The following is a 19,669-nucleotide window of genomic DNA, read 5'->3' on the forward strand; positions in this document are numbered from 1 at the left end:
GGGCTCAGCCCGTCCGAAGCCTCGTGAAGCGGCCCGCGGGCACCAGGGCGACCGCCCGGGTGCCGACCTTGAAGGACTCCGCGGCACGCACCCCGCCCAGCGGCACCCTGCGGCCGCGGGTGGTCACCGCGAGCACCGCGTGCGCGGGCAGCACCGAGGCCACCGCGGCGAGCATCTCCGGCACGCCGGCCTCCCCCTCGGCCCCGAGCCAGCCGGTCTGCTCCCCGTACGGGACGTCCGTGATCACGATGTCCGGGACCCGCCCCTCGACGGCCTCCGCCAGGTCCTCCCGGTCGAAGGCGTTCGCCCGACGGACCTCGGCCGGGAGCCGCCCGCCGTCCCGGGCGAGCCCGTCGGCCAGTCGGCGGGCGGAGTCGGCGGCCTCCAGGTAGGACGGCTTGCCGAAGCGCTCGGCCCGTTCCTCCAGCACCTGCGCCCGGAGCGCGAGCGCGTCCGGGTCGAGCAGGGCGAGGTTCTCCTCGGCGAGCGCCAGCGCCTCGTCGGCGAGGTCGGTGGCCAGCACCGACCCGATCACCGGCCGGTGCAGCAGCCCGAGCACCGACAGCAGGTAGCCGCTGCCGCAGCACGGGTCCCAGAGCGCCGCGGGGGCGCCGCCACCGCGCAGCGCCAGGGCCCGCTGGAGCACCTCCGAGGCGAGCCGGACGGGAAAGGCCGGGAACCCCGGCGCGGAGTGCAGCACCGAGCCGCTGGAGTAGTCCGTGTAGTCGGCCTTGGCGAGCACGTGCCGGTAAACCATGGACCAATCCTAGAAGCCGGGCCGGGCCTGGCCGGCCGGGAAGCCGCGCTGCCGGGCGGTCTCGTAGAGCATCAGCGTGCCGGCCGAGGCGGCGTTGAGCGAGCTGGCCGCACCACCGATCGGGATGCTGACCACCTCGTCGCAGAGCTCGCGCCACCGCGTGCTCATTCCCACGGTCTCGTTGCCGACGACCAGCAGGACGGGCCCGGTCAGGTCGCAGTCGGCGACCGAGGTGTCGCCGCGCTCGTCGGTGCCGACGATCTTGACGGGCACCCCGCGCTCGCGCTGCGCGACCACCCAGTCCAGCACCTCCGCGGGGGACTGACTGCGGACCACCGGCAGCCGGAACAGCGACCCCGTACTGGCCCGCACGCACTTGGGGTCGTACACGTCGGCGGCGTGGCCGGTGACGACCAGGCCAGCCGCCCCGAACGCGTCCGCCGAGCGGACCAGGGTCCCGATGTTGCCGGGGTTGGTCGGCCGGTCGAAGGCGACCCCGAGGAAGTCGGGCCCGGGCGCCAGCCGGTCGAGGTCGTCGCTCTGCAGGCCGCCGACGGCGATCAGCTCCGGCGCCGCGGACTCCCGCTCGCCGAGCTCCGCCAGCAGGTCCGGGTCGACCGCGGTCGCGGGGATCCCGCTCTCGTCGAGGAGCCGCTGCGCCCAGGCGGACAGCCGCTGCTGCCCGGCCGGGTAGAGCAGCTGCTGCACCGGCCAGCCGTGCTCGACGGCGAGCGTGACGGGACGGACTCCGTGGATCAGGAACTGCCCGAGCCGCTGGCGCTTGTTCCGGTTGGTCAGCAGCGCCTGCCACGTCTGGAACTGTGCGTTGCGGCTCGAGACCCGGCCGACTGCGCCGGTCCTCGCGGGTGCCTTCGACGCCATCGGCGCCCTACCTCGCCCGGAGCGCGATCCGCCCCGGTTATCCCTGTCCGACATGCGGTGATCCTAGCAACGGCCGGAGTCCGGGCCTCTAGGAGACGAACCCGACGACGCCGAAGCCGGGGCGCTGCTGCACCAGGCGGAGCCACCCGAGGACGTCCATGACGGCCTCGACCACCTCGGGCTCCAGCGGCGGGGCGTGCCCGTCCCGCTTGGTCTGCTCGAACTGCTCCAGCGCCTCCAGGCACCGCTCGTACGTCCACTCGCCGCAGCGCGGCAGGTCGTAGCAGGGGACGCCGTCGGGCATGCCGCCGTAGTGGCCCAGCTCCGCCACCGAGACCGCGGTGATCCGCAGCGCCCGCAGCCCCTCGTCGACCGTCTCCAGCCAGTCGCCCCGGAACGGGCTGAAGGAGGAGTTGTCGAGGAAGGACCCGGTCAGCGAGCACAGGCGCTTGTAGGCGTACCCGTACTGGAAGGCGTACCGCCGCTCCTCCGGATACGGCCCGCCGTACACCACCGTCCGCAGCGCCTCGTACGCCGTCGGGGCACCGTCCGCGATCTCGGTCGAGAACCAGCTGTCGTCCGACGCCAGGTCGTCGCCGAAGCTCGCCCGGACCACCTCGAGCAGCTGGTCGTCACGGGAGCCGACCAGGGCGCGCGCGGCCTTGGGGTCGAGCAGGAACACACTCAGGGATGAACTCACGTGATCACGTTAGCCACCCGCACCGACACCCGGACCGACAGTCGGCCCCCACCCCCGAAGCCTGCCCAGGGCCCCCACCCGATCACCACGCCGCACCCCGCACCCCACCCCCGGGAAAGGCAAAAGCCCCAGGTCACGGCGAGTGAGTCCTGGGGCTTTCACAGAGCCGCCTATGGGATTCGAACCCATGACCTACGCATTACGAGTGCGTTGCTCTGGCCAACTGAGCTAAGGCGGCGCCGTTGCCGGATGTGCTGGCAACGGCGGCCAGTCTACACAGGTTTCGGCGGTGATCCGTACCGGCTTTCGGGCCCGGCGATCAGGCGGAGGAGACGGCGAGCTTGGCCGCGAAGCCGGCGAAGAGGACGGCTACGCCGCTGGTGAGAGTGGCGGACAGGCGCTTGCGGCGGCGGAAGGCGGTGGCGAGGGTGGTGCCCGCGAAGATCAGCATCGACAGGTACAGCAGGCTGAAGGTCTGCAGGATGCCGCCGAGCAGTGCGAAGGAGAGCGCGGGCTGCCCGTAGGACGGGTCCACGAACTGGGTGAAGAAGGAGAGCAGGAAGAGGATCGCCTTGGGGTTCAGCAGGCTGATCACCAGGGCGCGGCGGAACGGGCGCTCGGTGTCCTCCGGGGCCTCGGCGGTGGCGGGCTCCGGGCCGGCGGCGCTGCGGCGCTCGAGCCAGAGCTGGCGGGCCGCGCGGAGCATGCCGACGCCGATCCACAGCAGGTACGCGGCGCCGCCGAACTTCACCACGGCGAAGACGGCCGGGTTGGCCTCCAGCAGCGAGGCGGCGCCCAGCGAGGTGAGGCTGATCAGGGTGAAGTCGCCGACGAAGACCCCGAGGGCGGCGGTGTAGCCGGTCCGGACGCCCTTGCGGGCGGCCACGGACAGCACGTACAGCGAGTTGGGGCCGGGGAGAAGGACGATGACCAAAGCGCCGAGGACGTACGTCGCCAGGTCGTTGACTCCGAGCACGGTGCGCTCCGGGGGTGTGCGGCAGGGGTGGCGGGGCGCTCATCGTAACGTCGGACCGGGCGATGGTTGAAGCGAAAATCACCTGCTGCAGCGCTTGCCCTGCTCGGGCGCCTCCCCGGCCAGCAGGTAGCGGTTGACCGCGCCGTCGACGCAGGCGTTGTGGCGGCCGTAGGCCGTGTGGCCGTCGCCGTCGTACGTCAGCAGCCGGCCGGACTCCAGCTGTCCGGCCAGCGACTGCGCCCAGGCGTACGGCGTGGCCGGGTCGCGGGTGGTGCCGATCACCACGATCGGCGCGGCCCCGGCGGCCCGGACGGTGTGCGCCGCACCGGTGGCCCTGACCGGCCAGTACGTGCAGGTCAGCGCCATCCAGGCCATGTCCCGCCCGAAGCGCGGCGAGGTCCGCTCGAAGTCGGGGACGGCCTGCCCGACGGCCTCCGGGCCGGTGAACGGCGCGGGCAGGTCGAGGCAGTTCACGGCCATGTTGGCGAACATCAGATTGGGATACGAGCCGTCCGAACCGCGCTCGTAGTACGAGTCCGAGAGCTTCAGCAGACCGGTGCCGTCCCCGGCCCGGGCGTCGGCCAGCGCGGCGCGCAGCCTGGGCCAGAGGAAGTCGGCGTACATCGCCTGGATGACGCCGGTGGTCGCCTGGGACTCGGTCAGCCGGCGGCCGGCGTCGGTGGTGGGCAGCGGCTGCGCGTCGATGGTCAGGAACAGCGCGGCGAGCCGCTCCCCCGCCTCCTGCTCGGTCCGGCCCAGCGGGCAGTCCTCCCGCTTGGCGCAGTCCTTGGCGAAGGCCGCCCAGGCGGTCTCGAAGCCGCCGGCCTGGGTGCGGTTGCCGCTGAGCGCGTCGAGCGAGGGGTCCATCGCACCGTCCAGCACCAGCCGCCCGGCCCGGCCGGGGAAGAGGCCGGCGTAGGTGGCACCGAGGAAGGTGCCGTAGGACTTGCCGACGTAGTTCAGCCGCTCGTCGCCGAGCAGCGCCCGCAGGACGTCCATGTCGCGGGCCGCCTCGACGGTGCCGAGGTGGCCGAGCACCGCCCCGGCGCGCTGCCGGCAGCCCTCCGCGAACTCCCGGTCGGCGGCCACCAGGGCGTCGACCTCGGCCTGGTCGTCGGGCGTGATGTCGGCGGCGGTGTACGCGTCCATCCGCTCGCCGCTCAGGCAGGTCACCGGGCTGCTGCGCCCGACTCCGCGCGGGTCGACGCCGACCAGGTCGTACCGGGCGCGCACCCCGGCGTCGTAGGTACCGGCGGCGGCCTCGAGGTACTCGATCGCCGAGCCGCCGGGGCCGCCGGGGTTGAGCAGCAGCGAGCCGAGCCGCTCCCCGGCGGCGGAGGCCGGTCCCGATCCGGCGGCGGCGGCCGGGGCGCGGGCGGCCGCGAGGGTGAGCTCGCCGTCGGCCGGGTGGTCGTAGTCCAGCGGCACCTTGAAGGCGGTGCACTCGAAGCCGTCGTCGCAGGGCTGCCAGGCGAGCCGCTGCCCGTAGTAGGGGGCGAGCGCGGCGGGTACCGCGGCGGGCAGGGGCTCCAGCGGCGTGGCGGCGGGGTGGGCGGCGTCCGGGCCGGTGCCCGGTGCGGCACCCTGTGCGACACCCTGCGCGGCGGGCGGCGGCGTCCCGGGCGCCACGCTGTCCGAGGAGGGCGATCCCGGCGCGGGCGCGGGGGAGCCGCACCCGCCGGCCAACAGCCCGGCGGCCACCAGCACGGCCGTCAGCGCCGCCCCGCCGCGCCGGTCCCGCTCTGCCCGCATCTGCTCCCCCTCGGGTGCTCGCGCCCGGTGGCGCCCTGTCGTGCCGCCCCGGGTCCCGGGAAGCGTAGTGCCCTGCGCGGCGGTGATCAGGACGCCTTGGCGAGGGTCTCGGCGAGGTACTGCGCCGCCTGCCGGACCAGCCGCAGCCGCTCCCGGTCCCGGGTGTAGTCCTGCACGTTGTCGGAGATCCGGACGTCGGCCCGGGCCGCCGACCCGGTGCCGGCCCGCAGTGCGGCCTGCAGTTTGCGGGCCGCGTCCAGCCCCGCGCCGTCCGCCTTGGCGGCGGCCAGCAGCAGGTGCGGGGCGGCGTCCGCGGGGGCCTCGGCCCCGGTCCGGGCCAGCGCGGCGGTGTCGTAGCGCCCGGAGACGGCGGCGGCCGCGCCGTACAGGTCCGGGCGGGCCAGCCCGGCCGCCGCGGCGCAGGGCGCGCCGTCCTCGACACCGAGCGTGCCCCAGGAGGCCGGTCCGGGCGGCAGGGTGCGGAAGGCGGCCGCGATGACGGCGCGCAGCGCGGCGTCGTCGGCGACGGCCTGCGGGGCTGCGGCGACCAGTTCGCAGGGGTGCGCGGTGCCGTTCGGGGCCTCGGGGGCGACCAGGATGAACGGGCGGGCCTTGGCGGTCTGGGCGGCCGAGCCGAGGCCTTCGAAGACGTCGGGGACTTCGGTGTCGGCGGTCCTGCGCGGGGTGGCGGCGTGCATCACGACCACCGGGAAGCGGGCGTTCGGGTCCTTGGCGTACTGGGCGGGCAGCCAGACCCGGACGTTGCGCGGGTGCCCGTCCGGGCCGGGTACGGCGGACTGCAGCAGCTCGCCGCCGCCCGGGTGGCCGACGCTGTCGAACCGGCTGGCCACCGGGGCGGCCGCCGGGGTGGTCGGGGCCGGGGCCGGGGCGGCTGCGGGCAGCGGGTCCGCGGCCGGAGGCGCCGCCTGCCGCACCCCGCCGGGTGCCCCTTCGCGCGCGTCGCCCACGGAGAGCTCGGCGCCGTCCGCCCGGCCGCCGGAGCCGCCGAGACCGCCGAAGGTCCCGAGCGCCGTCAGCACGGTCAGCGCCGTGACGCAGACCCCGCAGACCATCGCCCCGGCCGCCCGCACCAGCATCGGCCGCTGATCGCCGGCCAGCTCGTAGGTCGCGGCGGACCGCAGGTCCCGCCAGCGCAGCAGCGCGCCGCGCGCCAGCCAGACACCTCCCGCGGCGGCGGCCAGCAGGGGGACGACGAGGAGCGAACGGACCATGGGACGCACCGCCTCGGGAGGAGGGCCGGCGCCGGCGGGCCCGGTGCCGTGGGAGACGCGACGGCCCCGGTGGCCGGGAGGCGGCGGGGCACGGTCGGCCCCCAGCGTGCGGGACGACCCGGCGGTCACACGAGGGTGTGCCCGGCGCGTACCGGCCGTTCACTCGAAGGTGGGACAACCGGTGGGGCGGGAAGCCCTACCGACGGGCTCAGCCCGCCCGCAGCGCGACCGTCATCGCCTCGACGGCGAGCAGCGGGTCGACGTTGCGGTCCAGCGCCCTGCGGCAGGCGAGCACCGCCTCGATCCGCCGCAGCGTGCCCTCCGGCGGACCCGCCTGGGCGACCCGGTTCAGGGCCTGCCGCTGGTCCTCGTTGGCCAGCGCGCCGGTCGAGCCGAGCTGGAGGGCGAGCACGTCCCGGTAGAAGCCCAGCAGGTCGAGCAGCGCGACGCCCAGGGTCTCCCGACGGGTGCGGGTGGCCCGGCTCTTCTGGCGCTTCTCCAGCTCCTTGACCGCGCCGGCCATGCCGCGCGGGGCCTTGCTGCCCTCGGCGGCGCCGTACGCCGCCTTCAGGTCGTCGGTCTCCTTGGCGTCCTGGGTCTCGGCGAGCGACTCGGCGTCGGCCTTGGCGGTGTCGACCAGGCGCTGCGCGGCGGCCAGGCAGCCGCCGATGTCGCCCACCTCCAGCGGGATCCGCAGCACCTCGGTGCGGCGGCTGCGGGCCTGGTCGTCGACGGCCAGCCGGCGGGAGCGCTCGATGTCGCCCTGTCCGGCGAGCGCGGCCAGCCGGGCCGTCTCCGGCTCGACGCCGTCCCGGCGGACCAGCATGTCGGCGACGGCCTCGGCGGCCGGGGTGCGCAGCACCAGCAGGCGGCAGCGCGAGCGGATGGTCGGCAGCACGTCCTGCACGGAGGGCGCGCAGAGCAGCCACACGGTGCGCGGGGACGGCTCCTCGACCCCCTTGAGCAGGGCGTTGGCGGCGGACTCGGTGAGCCGGTGGGCGGCGTCGACCAGGATCACCGACCAGCGTCCGCCGGTCGGGTAGCTGGAGGCGCGCATGACCAGCTCGCGCATGTCGCCGACGCCGATGGAGAGGCCGTCGGTGCGCACGTACTTCACGTCCGCGTGACTGCCCGCCAGCACCGTGTGGCAGCCGTCGCAGAACCCGCAGCCGGGCGTCCCGCCGAGCGCGAGGTCCGGGCTGGTGCACTGGAGGGCGGCCGCGAAGGCGCGGGCGGCGGTGGTCTGGCCGGCCCCGGGCGGGCCGGTGAACAGCCAGGCGTGCGTCATCAGCGAGGCGTTGCCGCCCGGCTCGGGCCCGGCGCCGCGCCCGGCGGCGGCCGTCGCCCCGGCCGCCCGGGCGGCGGCGGTCAGCTGCTCGACCACCCGGTCCTGGCCCACCAGGTCGTCCCAGACGGCCACTGCTGCTCCCAAGCTCGGTACGAACGGCGATACAAACGACGGTACGAACAGCGGTACGGACCGTCACGGCAGGGGCCGCCGCGGTGCGGACCGCCCCCATTCGGGCCGTCCTGACCCGGGCGGCGCGGGCGCCACGGACGGCGCGGCTCCCCGCGGTCGAGCATACGTGCCCGGTACGACGGCGGGCGGTGCCGCCGGAGCACCCGCCCCGGCCGCACCGCCCGTCGGTCGAACCGTCGGGGCTCAGCCCCGGCGCCAGCGGCGGCCCTTGCCCTTGCCGTCGCCCTGCTCCTCGGCCCGGGCGCCCGGCTGCGGCGCGCGCGGGTCCTGCGGGCGCGGGTCCTGCGGGCGCGGGTCCTGCGGGCGCGGGTCGGCGGCGCCGTGCTGCAGCCGCGACCACTCGTCGCGGGAGCCGAGCAGGGTGTCGGTCAGGCTCGGCAGGTCGTCCATCGGGGTCTCCTCGGCCCAGGACGGCCGGGGTCGCGGCTCGACGGCCGACGGCTGCTCCTCGACCACCGGCAGCTCGCGGGTGCCGCCGTCCACGGCGGCCTGGTCCTCCCGCCAGAGGCCCGGCGGGACGCGGTCGGCGGGCGGCGCCGAGGCGGCCGGGCGGTCGTCCTCGACCCGGGGCAGCACCGAGGTCCGGTCGGCGTCCGCCGTGGGCACCCGGGGCAGCACCGCCGTCTCGTCGGCGGGCACCCGGGGCAGTACGGCCGTCTCGTCCGCCGGCACCGCGGGGACGACCGGCAGCTTCGCCGTCGCGTCCACCGGGGAGTGCGCCGGGGGCGCGGCCGGAGCCGGTCCGGCGGCCTGCGCCGCCCGCACGGCCGCCCGGCGGTCCCGCTCGGAGATCTCCTGGGTCGCGTCGTCGACGGGCCGCACCCGCAGCTCGGTCGTCACGTCGTTACCGGGGGCACCCGCCGGAGCGGCGTCCGCCCGGTCCGCCGTGCTCGCGGCTGCGGCCGCGGCCGCAGCCAGCGCGGCGGCCTGCGCCAGCCTGGCCTCCTCGGCCCGCTGCAGGGCCTCCTCGGCCCGGCGCCGCTGCTCCTCGCGCGCCAGCTCCCGCTGCCGCTGGAGCTCCGCCTGGGCGGCCGCCTCCTCGGCGAGCCGCCGCCGCTCGGCCTCCTCACGGGCCAGCCGCTCCTCCTCTGCGGCACGCCGCTTCGCCTCCTCCTCGGCGCGCCGACGGGCCTCCTCCTCGGCCCTGCGCCGGGCCTCCTCGGCCGCCTTGCGCGCCGCCTCGGCGGCGACCCGCTCGGCCTCCTCCTTGGCCAGCCGCTCCTTCTCCGCCTGCTCGGCCCGGAGCTGCTCCAGCACCTCCTGCCGCTTGCGCTCGGCGGCCTCCGCCTCGGCCTTCTGCCGGGCCTCCTCGGCGGCGCGGCGCTCGGCCTCCTCGCGGGCCAGCCGCTCCTGCTCGGCGCGGGCGGCCTTCTCCTGCTCGGAGAGCGGCAGCTCGCGGTCGAGCCGGTGGCGGATCGCGGTGGTGACGAAGCCGGGCTGCTGGCTGCCGTCGACGACCAGGTAGCGCGCCGGGTCGGCGGCCGCCAGGGCGAGGAAGCCGGCCCGCACCCGCTGGTGGAACTCGGTCGGCTCGGACTCCAGCCGGTCCAGCGCCTCGGTGAACCGCTCCCGCGCCTTGGTCGGGTCGACGTCCAGGACCACGGTGAGGTCCGGCACCAGCCCGCCGGTCGCCCAGCGCGAGATCCGGGCCACCTCGGTGGCCGCCAGGTCGCGGCCGGCGCCCTGGTAGGCGATGGAGGAGTCCATGTAGCGGTCGGTGATGACCACGGCGCCCCGGGCCAGCGCGGGCCGGATGACGTTCTCGACGTGCTCGGCGCGGTCCGCCGCGTAGATCAGCGCCTCGGCGCGGTGCGACAGGCCGGTGTTGCCGACGTCCAGGACCAGGCCGCGCAGCCGCTGGCCGACCGGGCTGCCGCCGGGCTCGCGGGTGAGCACCACCTCGTGGCCCTTGCCGCGGATCCACTCGGCGAGCGCCTGGGACTGGGTGGACTTGCCGGCGCCGTCGCCGCCCTCCAGGGCGATGAAGAACCCGGTGCCGGTGGTGCGGTGCGCGGGGAGCCCGGTGCCGCCGCGGACGGCGTCCACCAGGTCGCGGCCGAACGGGGCGGTGCCGCGCCGGTCGTCGGTCCTGAGCAGTACGACGGCCGCGAGGACGAGGGTCAGCAGTCCGGCGGTGGCGACGGCCAGGGCCGCGCCGCCGTGGATGAAGGTGAAGGAGCCCGGCTCGACGGTGCCGTACTCGACGTCCCCGTACCCGGCCGCGATCAGCGGGACGGCCACCAGCGCGGCGCCCACCACGGCGCGCAGCACCGCGTACAGGTGCTCGACGACCTTCGGCAGCCGCGCCTCCTCGACCTCCTGGGCGAGCAGGGTGCGCCCGGTCGAGATGACGATCCCGGCGGCCAGGCCGGCCAGCACGGTGAGCAGCAGGACGAGGACGAAGTCCAGCACCAGGCCGGCCAGGATCAGCGCCACGCCCTCGGTCAGCAGGGCGAGGGCGAGCAGCCGGCGGCGGGACAGCGCGGGCAGCGTGGCCCGGGTCAGCCGGACGCCCAGCGCGGGCGCCCCGGCGGCGGCGAGCACCAGCAGGCCGTAGCCGATCGGCCCGGCCCGGTGCTCGACGGCGGTCAGCAGCGCCAGCGCGGCGACACCGGCCATCGAGGCGTACCCGGCGGCGACGGCGAAGGTGAAGTAGGGGGCGGAGCCGGTGCGGCCCTTGGCCAGCGCGGGGCCGGGGGTGGCGTCGACCGGCGCCCGCAGGCCCTGCAGCGGGGAGCGCGGAGCGGTGGACACCCGGCCGCCGGGCAGCGTCTGGAGGTACAACCGGACGGCCGAGGCGGCGAACAGGCCGGCCGCACCGAGGGCGGCGAAGGTCGTCTGGTGGAGCCGCAGCCAGTCCGAGCCGAGCGCCGCGAAGACGTTGTTGACCAGGGTCAGCCCGATCAGCGCGGCGGCGGCCAGCGGCACGGTGGCCCAGCCGGTGCGCAGGTCCAGCGTCCGGACGGTGTCCAGGTTCGCGGCGGACGGGCGCCGCTCGGCGGCCGGCGCGTACGGGTTCGCGGGCGGCAGCAGGCCGGGGACGGCGGCGTCCTTGGCGATCGCCCAGACCCGCTCGGCGGCGCCGGTCACGAAGACGGTGGCGAGCAGCGCGTAGGTGGCACCGGAGGACTTCGGGCCGGAGCCCAGCCAGACGATCCACCAGGGCGCGAGGCCGATCAGCACGGCGCGCAGCGCGTCCGCGCCGAGCATCGTCCAGCGGCGGTCCAGCGGGCCGCCGAGCAGCTGGTGCACGGGCCCGAGCAGGGCGGCGCCGAACAGCACGGTGGCGGCCAGCCGGGCCGCGAAGACGGCGGCGACCGCGAAGGCCAGGCTGCGCGGCAGGTCACCGAACCGCCCGCCGAGCGCGGCGGCGATCACGGTCAGCGCGAGCAGGACCAGCAGGCCGAGCCGGTCGGCGGTGCCGCCGATCAGCTGGGTGGTCCAGAGCCGGCGGTACGGGCGCAGCCGCAGCAGCGCGCGGGCCCGCTCCCCGGGGGTCCCGGCGGGCGCGACCTCGGGCAGATCGGGTGTGCCCGCTCTGGCGGCCGCGGCGGCGCTGGGGGTGGGCTGCTCCTCGCTCGTCATACCGTCAGCGTAGCGGTCGGCGGTTGCCGCAAAAGGGTGAGCGGCCCTCCGGATCGCCCTCATTGCAGGGTTGTGACGCTCCGCGCACAAGTCCGTCCACAGACCACGGGCCCGCGCCTCCCGGAGGAGACGCGGGCCCGGTGCCACTGGCGGAGGGTCAGCCCTCGTCGGTGGCGGCGGCCTTGCTCGCGGCGGTCTTCTTGGCGGCCGTCTTCTTGGCCGTCGCGGTCTTGGCCGTGGTCGTCTTCTTGGCGGCCGTCTTGGCGGTGGCCGTCTTCTTCGTCGCGGTCTTCTTGGCCGTGGCGGTGGTCTTCTTCGCCGGGGCCTTCTTCGCGGTCTTCTTCACCGGTCCGCGGGCCCGCTTCTCGGCGAGCAGCTCGTAGCCGCGCTCCGGCGTGATCGTCTCGACCTCGTCGTCCTTGCGCAGGGTCGCGTTGGTCTCGCCGTCGGTCACGTACGGGCCGAAGCGGCCGTCCTTCACCACGACCGGGCGCTCGCTGACCGGGTCGGTGCCCAGCTCCTTGAGCGGCGGCGCGGCGGCGGCCCGGCCGCGCTGCTTGGGCTGGGCGTAGATGGCCAGGGCCTCCTCAAGGGTGACCGTGAACATCTGCTCCTCGCTGGTGAGCGAGCGGGAGTCGGTGCCGCGCTTGAGGTACGGGCCGTAGCGGCCGTTCTGCGCGGTGATCTCCACGCCCTCCTGGTCCACGCCGACCACCCGCGGCAGCGAGAGCAGCTGGAGCGCGTCCGCCAGGGTGACGGTGTCCAGCGCCATGGACTGCAGCAGGGAGGCGGTGCGCGGCTTGACGGCGTTCTTGCCGGTCTTCGGCGTGCCCTCGGGCAGGATCTCGGTCACGTAGGGGCCGTACCGGCCGTCCTTGGCGACCAGCATGTTCCCGCTGACCGGGTCCGGGCCGAGCTCGAAGTCACCGCTGGGCTTGGCCAGCAGCTCCTCGGCCAGCTCGACGGTGAGCTCGTCCGGCGGCAGCTCGTCGGGGATGTCGGCGCGCTGGCCGGGCTCGCCCTCGACGGTGGAGGCGCGCTCGACGTAGGGGCCGTAGCGGCCGACCCGCAGGGTGAGGTCGTCGCTGATCCGGAACGAGCTGATCTCCCGGGCGTCGATCGCGCCGAGGTCGGTGACCAGCTCCTTCAGACCGCCCAAGTGGTCGCCGTCGCCGTTGCCGGCCTCGGCGGCGCCGCCGGTGGCGTGGCCCTCGCCCTCACCGAAGTAGAAGCGCTTCAGCCACGGCACGGACTGCGCCTCGCCGGCCGCGATCCGGTCGAGGTCGTCCTCCATCTTCGCGGTGAAGTCGTAGTCGACCAGTCGGCCGAAGTGCTTCTCCAGCAGGTTGACCACCGCGAAGGAGAGGAACGACGGCACCAGCGCCGTCCCCTTCTTGAAGACGTAGCGGCGGCCGATGATGGTGTCGATGATCGAGGCGTAGGTGGAGGGGCGGCCGATCTCCCGGTCCTCCAGCTCCTTGACCAGCGAGGCCTCGGTGTAGCGGGCCGGCGGCTTGGTGGCGTGGCCCTCCGGGGTGAGCTGCTCGGCGGCCAGCGGGTCGCCCTCGGTGACCTGGGGCAGCCGGCGCTCGCGGTCGTCCAGCTCGGCGTTCGGGTCGTCGGCGCCCTCGACGTAGGCCTTGAGGAAGCCGTGGAAGGTGATGATCTTGCCGGAGGCGGAGAACTCGGCGTCCCGGCCGTCCGCGGCGCGGCCGCCGACCTTGACGGTGACGGACTGGCCGACCGCGTCCTTCATCTGGGAGGCGACGGTGCGCATCCAGATCAGCTCGTACAGCCGGAAGTCGTCGCCGCTCAGACCGGTCTCGGCGGGGGTGCGGAAGCGGTCGCCGGAGGGGCGGACGGCCTCGTGCGCCTCCTGCGCGTTCTTGACCTTGCTGGCGTACGTGCGCGGCGCGTCCGGCAGGTAGTCGGCCCCGTAGAGCTGGGTGACCTGCGCACGGGCGGCCGTGATCGCGGTCTCCGACAGCGTGGTGGAGTCGGTACGCATATAGGTGATGAAGCCGTTCTCGTACAGCTTCTGGGCCACCTGCATGGTCCGCTTGGCGCCGAAGCCCAGCTTGCGGCTGGCCTCCTGCTGGAGCGTGGTGGTGCGGAACGGCGCGTAGGGCGAGCGGCGGTACGGCTTGGACTCGACGCTGCGCACCGCGAACGCGGTCTGCTCCAGGGCGGCGACCAGCGTCCGGGCGGCCTGCTCGTCCAGGTGCAGGGTGTTGGCGCTGCCGGCCTTCAGCTGGCCGTTCGAGCCGAAGTCGCGGCCGCTGGCGATCCGCTTGCCGTCGACGGCGGACAGCCGGGCACCGAAGGTCTCCGGGTTGGCGGAGTCCGCCGGGGTGCGGCCGGTGCCGAAGGTGGCGACCAGGTCCCAGTAGGACGCGGAGCGGAAGGCCATCCGCTCGCGCTCCCGCTCGACCACCAGACGGGTCGCGACGGACTGCACGCGGCCCGCCGACAGCTTCGGCATGACCTTCTTCCACAGCACCGGCGAGACCTCGAAGCCGTAGAGGCGGTCGAGGATGCGGCGGGTCTCCTGGGCGTCGACCAGGCGCTGGTTCAGCTCGCGCGGGTTGGCCACGGCCTCCTGGATCGCCGACTTGGTGATCTCGTGGAACACCATCCGGTGCACCGGCACCTTGGGCTTGAGCACCTGCTGGAGGTGCCACGCGATGGCCTCGCCCTCGCGGTCCTCATCGGTGGCGAGGAAGAGCTCGTCGGACTCCGCAAGCAGTGACTTCAGCTTGCTGACCTGGGACTTCTTGTCCGCGTTGACCACGTAGATGGGAGCGAAGTCGTGGTCGACGTCGACGCCGAGGCGGCGTACCTCGCCGGTGTACTTGTCCGGCACCTCGGCCGCCGTGCTGGGCAGGTCGCGGATGTGCCCGACGCTCGCCTCGACGATGTAGCCGGGGCCAAGGTAGCCCTTGATCGTCTTCGCCTTGGCCGGCGACTCGACAATGACGAGTCGCTGTCCGTGCGCGGTCTCGCTGCTCGGGGACACCTTCGCTCTTCTCTCCCGGTCGTTATCTGAGCTGGTCGGCGCTGGCAGCACGGGCTGCGCTCCGCCCGACCCCTCCGCCGTCCCGGGGCTGCCGCTGTACGACGACCCCACCAGCGGAGTGTGACCGTACCCCGGCCACCCTTGTCAAACGGACGGATCCCGCTTTTTCACCGGCAAGGCCGACCGACGCCACTCGAACGGTAACCCGATGATGGAGCTTCGCGCCCCGTGGAGGGGGGCTTCGGCGGGTTTCGAAGGATGGAATGACGGATTTCAAAATCTGTCAACGGAAAATCGTCAGCCCTGGGGCCCCGCGGCCGACCGCCCGGGGTCCGGTGGACGGCAGCCTGCGGCCGGACGTGCCGGTCCGCCGGACGGCCCGCCTGCCTTCCGGTCTTCCGGCCGGTCTTCCGGCCGAGTCGGAGCAGGTCAGCGGGTGAACCCGGCGACCAGCAGGCACGCCCCCGCGGCCAGGCAGCCCGCGCCGAGCGTCGTCCACAGCAGGTCCACCACCGCCGCGCGGGGCGTCTCGGCCGCCGCCAGCACCACCCGGCTCGGCCGGACCGGATCGTAGGCGATCCGTATCGAGGCACCGGGCGCGAACCGGGACGGTCGGCGCAGCGGGGTGTGGCCGCGCGGCCTGGCGAGCACCACCTCGGCGCACCGCTTCGCCCCCGGGCCGCCGACCGACGCCGGTGCGGAGAAGGAGAGCAGCGGCGCGCTGTCGAGCTCGCCGTGGGCGTCGGCCTCGGCGACCACCTTGGCGACCGCCGAAACCCCTCGGCGGCGCACAAGGTGGCGAAGGCGCACTTCGGCGGCGCACCAGAGCAGCAGGGCGCCGCCGAAGAGCGCGAGCACCACGCCGCCCACCATCTCGGTCGTCGTCTCCACCGCTGGCCCCCGCTTCCTTCACCGGCCCCGTCCGGCGGCTCTGTCCACCGCCTTTGTCCACAGCCTGTGGACAGAGAGCCTCACAGCAGCGGACCAACGAAGGACAGATGTCCGGCGACCGGCGGACGAATCAGGGACTACGGCAAGGTGAACCGGACGGTCGGGACGGTCCGCGCGGACCGCCGGCAGGCCGGAGCACCGGCGCCGCTACGACCGCCGACCCGCCACAGCGCCAACCGTCACAGAACCGGCCGGATGAAGCCCTGCTCGGTGAGCAGCCGCAGCGACTCCGGCACCCGGTCCCGCAGCACCACCCGGTCCTCGCCGAGCAGCTGCGCGATCGCGTCCACGATCTCGCCGGCCGCCAGCGTCCCGTCGCAGACGCCGACGAACCCCGCCCCCACCGTGTCCACCTTGGTGGCCCGCCGCATGCCGCGGTTGTGACGCAGGATCACATGCTCCGGATCCTCCGCCCCCGGCGCTCCGACCTGCTCCTGGACCACCTCGTCGGCCAACAGGTACCGGGCCGCGAGCAACCCGGCGTCGTCCTGCGCACGCAGGAAGTCCTGGCGGGCGAACCACTCGTCGATGTGCGGGCCGAGCGGCTGCTCGACCGGGTGCGGCCACTCCTCCACCCGCACGGTCGGCCGCTCGGCACCGCTCGCCCGCAGGGTGATCCAGCCGAAGCCGATCCCCTCGACGCCGCCCGCCTCGAAGGCGTCCAGCCACTCCCCGTACCGGGCCTGGTAGTCGCCACCGGGGCCCCGGTGGTCGCCGCCGTCACGCAGCCACAACTCGGCGTACTGGGCGACGTCCTGGACCTCCCGCTGGACGACCCAGGCGTCCAGTCCGGTGCCCGCGACCCAGCCGGCCAGCCGGTCGTGCCAGTCCTCGCCCTTGACGTGCTGCCAGTTGGCGAGCAGCTGGCAGTAACCGCCCGGCTCCAGACGGGCGGCCGCGCCGCGGACCAGGCTGCGGCAGAGGTCGTCGCCGGCCATCCCGCCGTCCCGGTAGGTGAACCGGCCGCCGGGCGAGATCACGAACGGCGGGTTGGAGACGATCAGGTCGAACTTCCGCTCCCCGACCGGCTCGAAGAGGCTGCCGACGGCGACCTCGGTGTTCTCGAAACCGGACAGCGCGAGGGTCAGCTCGGTGAACCGCAGCGCGCGCGGGTTGAGGTCGGTGGCGGTGACCCGCTGGGCGTGCCGGGCGGCGTGCAGCGCCTGCACCCCGGAGCCCGAACCGAGGTCCAGTGCCTCCCGGACCGGGCGACGCACGCTGATGTTGGCCAGCGTGGTGGACGCGCCGCCGACACCGAGCACCAGGTCCTTGCGGGCCACGCCGTGCGCGGTCTCCCCGGAGCCGATCCCGCCCGCGCCGCCGACCGCGCAGCCCAGGTCGGAGACCACCCAGGCGTCCGAACTCGGCAGCCCGGCGACCTCGTTGGCGTACGGGCGGACGTCCACGGTGGCCCGGACCAACTCGCCGTCCGAGCGCAGCCAGCCGTCGGCCAGGCAGTCCTCGACCGGCAGCGCGGCGGCGGCCGCCCGGTACGGCACCGGCTGCTGCAGCAGGAAGAGCCGCACCAGCGTCTCCAGCGGGCTCCCGCCGCGGGTCGCGCGCAGCGCCGGCACCGCCTCACTGCGGGCCAGTGCCGCGTACCCGGTGGGGCCGAGCAGATCGAGACACCCGTCGGCGGTGTAGGAGGCGGCGAGCAGCGCCTCGCGCAACTTGGCGAGGCGGGTGGGGTCGAGAACGGGGCTACTGATCACCCCGCCATTGTCCCCCGCCCCACCACCCCCACCCACCCGGACCGGCCCGGCCACCCCGGCGCAGGGCTGTCCGGAAGCCGCCCCGGAGCCTCCTCGGAGCCCCTTCGGAGACGGCCCGTCGGCGGGTACCGGGCCCGCGCGCACCGGGGCAGCGCGAACGCCCCGGTCGGCCGGGAGGCCGACCGGGGTGTGGTGGCCCCTGTCCTGGTAGCCCGCGTCCTGCCGGTCCTCCGCGCTTCCGCGCCGCGGTCAGCTCGCGGAGAGTGCCCGGGTCAGCTCGCGGAGGGTGCCGGGGTGGAGGGCGCCGGAGCAGGCGGGGCCGGCGTGGCGGCGGGGTCCGTGGCCGCCGGGCTCGCGGTGTCCGTCGCGCCCGGAGCGGGTGTGCCGGGGGCAGCCCCGGTCGCGGGGGCGCCACTCGCGCCACCCGTCGGGGCGGCGGCGGCCGCCCCCGGCTTGCAGCCCTCCTGCTTGGCCATGGCGGCACCGAGCTCGCCGCGCTGCAGCTTGCCCTGCGCCTGGGTGGACAGCGAGGACAGCTGCTGCACCTGGTCGGCGACGCTGCGCAGACCGTCCGCGAACTTCGCCTGGTCGCCGTTGGACAGCGCGTCCAGCTTCTTCTGGACCTCCAGGTAGCCGTCCGCCGCCTTGTTCAGCTCGGCGACGGTGTCCTTCTGGAGGTTCGCGCCCTCGTCGACCTTCGGCGCCCCGGCCGAGTTGATCGCCTCGGCGATCTGCTGGTTGGTCTTCGCCAGCCGCCCGATGTCCGTCGAGAGCCGCTTCTGCAGATCGGCCGGGGACTCGCCGGTCTTCACCTGGCCGGTGTCCGTCAGGGCGGTCTGCGCCTGGGCGATCGGGTCCTTGGCCGCGCCGCAGACGTTCGCCGCCCAGGACTCCAGCTGCTTGCTGTTGTCGTCGCCGCAGCCGACGGCGCCGAACGCGAGCAGCGCGCCGAGCGCGGGTACGGCCAGCAGTCGCTTGTTCACCGGGAGAGCCCTTTCGGTTCGATCGTCGAACTGCGAACCTACACGGCCGCCCGGCACCCTCCGGTTCCCGCCCGCCCCGGCCGCCCCGCCCGCCGGGCCCATGCGCCCGGCCCGCGCCGCCGGCGCTCCCTCAGACGCGTTCGACCCGGATCGGATCCCCCGGCCGGACGGTGCGCAGCACTCCGGCATCCCCGTCCAGCGCGCCGAGTACGTTGCACGGACTGGCCAGTCGGCACTCGCCGTCCCGGGAGACCGGCGTCGGCCCGTAGGGCAGCGCCAGGCTGTCCCCGTCGGTCCAGAACGCCACCGTGCCGGGCTCCACCACCTGCTGGGCGCCGTCCTCGCGGGGCACACTGACCGGGGTCTCGAAGTAGACCTCCTCGCCCCAGGTGCTCGCCGAGGAACTGATCGGGAGCGCGGCCCAGAGCGCGTCGGCGGTGGGCGTGGGGTCGAGCGTGGCGGTCGCCTGCCCGGCAGGCCACAGAATGCGTATCCGCATGGGATGTCCCTCTTGTCCAACGAGGATCCGATCGTCCGGAGACGGATCGGATCCGGTCGTGCCAAGAGCAGGGAACCGCCCGGCTCAACAGTTTGTCAATGCCGACAGCCCGGAGAGCCCGGCCCACCGCAGGCACAGCTCACCGGGAAGCATCGGGGCACTGCCGGGGCACCGGTACGTCAGGACATCAGGGCGGTACCGGGGCGTCAGGGCACCGGGGCGTCAGACCGCCGCGGTGTCGGCCGAGACCGGCCAGCTCATCCGGATCAGGCCGCCATCGGCGCCGTTGGTGACCTCCAGGTCCTCCACCAGGCCGGTGATGACGGCGAGGCCCAGGGTGTCCTCGTCCGGGTCCACGGCCTCGGCGGTGCCGGAGGCCGGAACCGTGGCAGGGCCGGCCTCATCCTCGACCTCAATGAGGAAACGCTTCTCCTGATCGGTGAGCGCCACCCGGACCGCGCCGGTGATACCGCCGCGCTGGTGCAGCCCTACGGCACGGGAGCACGCCTCACCGACGGCGAGCCGCACCTCGTCGAGCACCGACTCGTCCACCCCCGCGCGTCTGGCGACTGCCGCGGCGACCAGCCGGGCCGTTCGGACGTGCTCGGGAAGCGCGCTGAATCGAAGTTCGACGGTTGCCATCTCTCCCCCTCGGGGTACTCCGACCGGGGCCGGACATGCGGCCCCCGCGGGCCGGTGGACACCGGCCCTGGGGCGACCGGGATCGGCCGGGGCACCAAGGCCCCGGCGACCCGGACGCATGAATTCGGACGGGCCGACCGAAGCGGCCGGCCCGGCCACATCAGTCGGTCGAGTTGACCGCGTCCTCCACGGAGGTGTGGATCGGGAAGACCTTGGTCAGACCGGTGATCCGGAAGATCTTCAGAATGCGCTCCTGGTTGCAGACCAGGCGCAGCGAACCCTCGTGGGCACGCACACGCTTGAGACCGCCCACCAGCACACCCAGGCCGGTCGAGTCGAGGAAGTCCACGCCCTCCATGTCGACGACGAGGTGGTAGTTGCCGTCGTTGACGAGCTCGACCAGCTGCTCCCGCAGCTTCGGGGCGGTGTACACATCGATCTCGCCGCCAACCTCGACGACCGTGCGATCGCCGACTGTACGGGTCGACAGGGACAGGTCCAC

At 74.8% G+C, this 19,669-nt stretch carries 15 protein-coding genes and 1 tRNA gene; all 16 read right to left on the reverse strand.

The genetic code is table 11. From position 1 onward, the window contains the following. Window positions 1-4: 4 nt before the first annotated feature. Complete coding sequence (locus tag ACFVVX_RS28980; RefSeq protein WP_387949791.1) at window positions 5-757, reverse strand: rRNA methyltransferase; 753 nt, start codon at window positions 755-757, stop codon at window positions 5-7. Between the two features lie 9 nt (window positions 758-766). After that, a complete protein-coding gene (locus ACFVVX_RS28985) occupies window positions 767-1,639 on the reverse strand; it encodes an RNA methyltransferase (RefSeq protein ID WP_387949793.1) in 873 nt (290 codons plus the stop codon). A gap of 88 nt (window positions 1,640-1,727) precedes the next feature. Next, window positions 1,728-2,339, reverse strand: a complete 612-nt coding sequence (locus ACFVVX_RS28990; protein WP_387949794.1) for a hypothetical protein — start codon at window positions 2,337-2,339, stop codon at window positions 1,728-1,730. 164 nt (window positions 2,340-2,503) lie between these two features. After that, a tRNA-Thr gene (locus ACFVVX_RS28995) sits at window positions 2,504-2,577 on the reverse strand. 81 nt (window positions 2,578-2,658) lie between these two features. Then, window positions 2,659-3,315, reverse strand: a complete 657-nt coding sequence (gene leuE, locus ACFVVX_RS29000; protein WP_387949796.1) for a leucine efflux protein LeuE — start codon at window positions 3,313-3,315, stop codon at window positions 2,659-2,661. A 78-nt stretch (window positions 3,316-3,393) separates the two neighbouring features. Then, the gene (locus ACFVVX_RS29005) at window positions 3,394-5,067 is read right to left on the reverse strand and encodes an alpha/beta hydrolase (protein WP_387949798.1); all 1,674 of its coding nucleotides are present in this window, start codon (window positions 5,065-5,067) and stop codon (window positions 3,394-3,396) included. A gap of 86 nt (window positions 5,068-5,153) precedes the next feature. Further along, complete coding sequence (locus ACFVVX_RS29010) at window positions 5,154-6,299, reverse strand: hypothetical protein (protein WP_387949800.1); 1,146 nt, start codon at window positions 6,297-6,299, stop codon at window positions 5,154-5,156. A 208-nt stretch (window positions 6,300-6,507) separates the two neighbouring features. Further along, the gene (locus tag ACFVVX_RS29015; protein ID WP_387949940.1) at window positions 6,508-7,719 is read right to left on the reverse strand and encodes a DNA polymerase III subunit delta'; all 1,212 of its coding nucleotides are present in this window, start codon (window positions 7,717-7,719) and stop codon (window positions 6,508-6,510) included. A gap of 243 nt (window positions 7,720-7,962) precedes the next feature. Next, window positions 7,963-11,364 (reverse strand): dTMP kinase, encoded by a 3,402-nt coding sequence (gene tmk / locus ACFVVX_RS29020; RefSeq protein WP_387949802.1) that lies wholly within the window; start codon window positions 11,362-11,364, stop codon window positions 7,963-7,965. Window positions 11,365-11,521: 157 nt separating this feature from the next. Next, window positions 11,522-14,380, reverse strand: coding sequence for a type I DNA topoisomerase (gene topA / locus ACFVVX_RS29025; protein ID WP_387949804.1), 2,859 nt, complete (start codon window positions 14,378-14,380; stop codon window positions 11,522-11,524). Window positions 14,381-14,809: 429 nt separating this feature from the next. Continuing rightward, entirely contained in the window at window positions 14,810-15,271 is a 462-nt protein-coding gene (locus ACFVVX_RS29030) for a DUF3592 domain-containing protein (RefSeq protein WP_387949806.1), read from the reverse strand. A gap of 239 nt (window positions 15,272-15,510) precedes the next feature. Then, window positions 15,511-17,043, reverse strand: coding sequence for a methyltransferase (locus tag ACFVVX_RS29035; RefSeq protein ID WP_387949808.1), 1,533 nt, complete (start codon window positions 17,041-17,043; stop codon window positions 15,511-15,513). A 272-nt stretch (window positions 17,044-17,315) separates the two neighbouring features. Next, entirely contained in the window at window positions 17,316-18,026 is a 711-nt protein-coding gene (locus tag ACFVVX_RS29040; RefSeq protein WP_387949810.1) for a small secreted protein, read from the reverse strand. A gap of 130 nt (window positions 18,027-18,156) precedes the next feature. Then, window positions 18,157-18,525, reverse strand: a complete 369-nt coding sequence (locus tag ACFVVX_RS29045; RefSeq protein ID WP_387949812.1) for a cyclophilin-like fold protein — start codon at window positions 18,523-18,525, stop codon at window positions 18,157-18,159. A gap of 222 nt (window positions 18,526-18,747) precedes the next feature. Then, a complete protein-coding gene (locus tag ACFVVX_RS29050) occupies window positions 18,748-19,167 on the reverse strand; it encodes an ATP-binding protein (RefSeq protein WP_387949814.1) in 420 nt (139 codons plus the stop codon). 160 nt (window positions 19,168-19,327) lie between these two features. Further along, window positions 19,328-19,669: an anti-sigma factor antagonist BldG gene (bldG, locus tag ACFVVX_RS29055; RefSeq protein ID WP_387949816.1), complete on the reverse strand. Its 342-nt coding sequence runs from the start codon at window positions 19,667-19,669 to the stop codon at window positions 19,328-19,330.

The sequence above is a fragment of the Kitasatospora sp. NPDC058170 genome, assembly GCF_042883905.1.
GTDB lineage: Bacteria > Actinomycetota > Actinomycetes > Streptomycetales > Streptomycetaceae > Kitasatospora.